Here is a 3,342-nt window from a genome sequence, read left to right on the forward strand (position 1 = left end):
AACAGCCGATTGTCGTTATAGACCGCGACCTGGCTGGGAAACAGCGGTTCGCGCGCGTCCTGATCATGGCCATCACCCACGAACCCCTGCTCGTCACCGGAATAGATGGTGGGAACGCCACGCAACAACAGCAACATGGAATGGGCCAGTTTCACCCGTGCCAGCTGTTCGGCGTCGCTGGCGTCCGGGTTGGCCTTGCGCACGAAAGTTGAAAAGCGGCCGATGTCGTGATTTCCAAGGAATGTCGGCAGCTGCTGCGGTGCGCCCTCCACTCCGGCATAGAGTGGGTCCATATAGAACAACCGGGTCAGCCCCGAGGGCGGCCCGCCTTCGGCCACCACCTTTTCCACCGCGGACTGGAAGGCGAAATCCAGCACCGCCGGGAAGCGGTCCACATGGGTGAAACGCGCGAGGCTGCCCGCATCCGGATCCAGCACTTCGCCGAAGATGTGGAAATTCGGGATGCCGTTCGCCCTGGCCCGTTCCAGCATGGCGGAGACGAAGGCTTGCCAGAACTCAGGGTTTACATGGCGTGCAGTGTCGATGCGGAAGCCGTCCACCTTGAAGCGGTCGATCCAGCTTCCATAGATATCGACCATGCCCCGCACCACACGCGGATGGGCGGTCATCACATCGTCCAGCCCCACGAAGTCGCCCAGGATGGAGCTTTCGCCCTTGAAGCTGCTGTCGCCCCGATTGTTGTAATAGATGGGATCGTTCAGCCAGCCTGGAACTTTCACCTTCTCTTCGCCCTTGGGCAAATAGGGGGTGTATGCCCAGCGCGGGTCCGTCAACCGAGTGTAATTCTCAACGGTCTGATGCTCGGCGGCATCGCCCAGGAAGCGTTCGTTGATAGGCACTCCGTTCGGGCCGCCCCGTCGGGTGAAAGGATAATCTGCCCGGCTGCGATAACTACAGGCCGTGTCGGGGCATTCCCGATATTGAATCACGTCGGCTGTGTGGTTGGTGATGATGTCCAGATACACCTTCATCCCGCGTGCATGAGCTGCAGCAATGAAGGCTTTCAGATCGGCCTCCGTTCCAAAATGCGGGTCCACGGTGGTGAAGTCAGTGATCCAATAGCCGTGATAGCCTGCCGATTCCTCGCCCTTCGGGCCCTGCACGGGCTTGTTGCGATAGATCGGCCCCAACCATATCGCCGTCGCGCCCATGCCCTGGATATAATCCAGCCGGCTGGTCAGGCCTTTCAGGTCTCCGCCCAGGAAGAAGCCCTTAGCCGTCGGATCGAAGCCATGCTCCAGCCGCCCGCCTTTGATTCCACCCCGGTCGTTGGCGTGATCGCCATTCTCGAACCGGTCCGGCAGCAGGAAGTAGATCAGCTCATCGCTCGGCGCGCGATCCAGATAGCCCTGTGCTGCGGCGGGGGAGGCAAGCCCTGCCATCAGCGCGGTTGCGGCCAGCAACCCTTTCATATCCGCCCCTCCTCAAACTCGGCGGAATTTCTCCCGCCGATCTGCCCGATTGTCATCCGCCCGCTTTCAGAAACGGTAGTTCACGCCGAACAGGAAGCGCCGACCATAGCTTTCATGATCCCGAACTGCTCGCTCGTCCGGGATATAGTAGGTGCTGAACGGCTCGTTGGTCAGGTTGTAAGCCTGCGCCAACAGGGAAACGCCCTCAAGCGCCGAGCCCGGCTGGAAATCATAGCCGATCTGCGCATCCACCACGGTCTCGCCTTTGGCGAAGCGCCGCTCCAGGCTGCCGCCGAAGCCCCTGGTTTCAGCCAGGAAGCTGGACCGGTGCCGGACGGAACCGCGAACCGAGAAGCCGGATTTCTCATAATAGCCCGTGGCGTTCCACACATGGCGCGAAAGCCCGGGCAGCGGCTGCGACGGATCGCCGGGGTTCGGCGTGATCTTGCTTTCGGTGTAGCTGTAGCTGCCCTGCACCCCAAAGCCTTCCAGTGTCGGTGTAAAGGTGCTGAACGGCAGCGAACCGGTCAGTTCAAAGCCATAGATGTTGCCGCCCTCACCATTGGACCAGATTTTCACAAAGCCTTCGCGAAGCACCGGTTCCTCCGTGCCCCGGATCGGGAAGCCGGTGAAATCATAAAGCACGCTCTGCTCATAGATGTAGGTCTTCAGCTTCTTGTAGAAGCCCGCGACCGACACATAGGCCTCGCGTCCGAAGTATTTTTCGAGGCTCACGTCCACTGAATCCGCAATCCAGGGCCGGAGCCGCGCGTTGCCGCCATCGCCGGACCAGGGCGAGCAGGTGAGCACTGCGCAATTCTCCTGCGCGTCGTTATAGTTGAAATTGATGCTGGCCCGCATCTCGTTCATCCGGGCCCGCGCCATCTGCCGTCCCAGACTCATGCGGGCGATGAAATCATTTTCGCCCCGGACCACCAGATTGAGTGTGGGCAAGGCATAGAGATAGCTGGCCCCATCCGAGACCGGCAGGCTCTGGACACCGGTGCCCGTGCCTGACGAAGCAAGACCATCCGAGCGCTGGTCGGTGTTGACCAGTTGCACGCCGACGTTCCCCGTGAGGCGACTGTTGCCCAGCGGGGCATCGATGTTCAGTTGCAGATACCGGTCACACATCCTCGCGCACCCGCCAGCCCTTGGTGGAAACATCTGCGTTCGGGTTGCGCACCAGATTGTAGATGCCGCTGTCGATCAGCCCCCGGACATCATAGGCGATGGTCCGCCCGATCCCCAGGAAACTCATGTCGGCGCCGCCGTCATAGAGGTGTTCGCTGGGCACGGGTACCGAGGTGGTGCCATCTGTATTGGCCCGCAGCCCCAGGAAATATTCGTCCGGCGTCAGCCGCTTCACCCGGCCGCTGTAGTTGAAGCCCAGCTCTGCCGAACGAAAGATGCCGCCAAGCTCGCGTTCCGCGCCAAAGCGCAGCCCCAGCAGCTGATCCTTCACGGAACGGCGGTTGTAATAACCATCCTGCCCGCCGTTGATAATGTCCCCGCCCCACCCCTGCGGACTGGTCAGCAGGATCAGCGCCGGATCGGCATAATCCAGCAAATGCCCGAAGCTTGCTCCCCTGTCCGACATTTCGAAGGGCATCGTATCAGTCGCCCCGCGAGAGGTGCTGCCTTCCAGATAGCCGCGCCCGGTGCCGGAATAGCTTTCGATATCCAGATCCTTGCGGTCCACCTGCGCGTAACTCACGTCGAAGGTGGCGCGCAGCACGTCGTTGCCTGCGCTTACGTTCCAGCCGGCGGAAAACAGGTCTGCGTCGCGGTTCTTGATATCGTTGCGAACCACCGCCTTCACGTTGGAGAAAGTGCCCGAAATGATCGCGCCATCCTCCACCACAGCGTTGGTCAGCGGCACGCCATTGCCCCACGCCAACGGCAGTTC

Annotated in this window: 2 protein-coding genes and 1 pseudogene; all 3 read right to left on the reverse strand. The window is 61.2% G+C overall.

Translation table 11 applies throughout. From position 1 onward, the window contains the following. On the reverse strand, positions 1 to 1,433 hold a 1,433-nt coding region (locus tag FJQ54_RS11505; protein WP_140928566.1), incomplete at its 3' end, for an alpha-amylase family glycosyl hydrolase. Between the two features lie 66 nt (positions 1,434 to 1,499). Then, on the reverse strand, positions 1,500 to 2,567 hold the full coding sequence (locus tag FJQ54_RS11510) for a TonB-dependent receptor domain-containing protein (protein WP_181160120.1): 1,068 nt from the start codon (positions 2,565 to 2,567) through the stop codon (positions 1,500 to 1,502). Beyond that, a pseudogene (locus tag FJQ54_RS17525) lies at positions 2,560 to 3,342 on the reverse strand (TonB-dependent receptor); the annotation flags it as partial. The gene FJQ54_RS11510 and the pseudogene FJQ54_RS17525, both read right to left, overlap by 8 nt.

Origin of the sequence: Sandaracinobacter neustonicus, from assembly GCF_006385875.1 — a bacterium.
GTDB lineage: Bacteria > Pseudomonadota > Alphaproteobacteria > Sphingomonadales > Sphingomonadaceae > Sandaracinobacteroides > Sandaracinobacteroides neustonicus.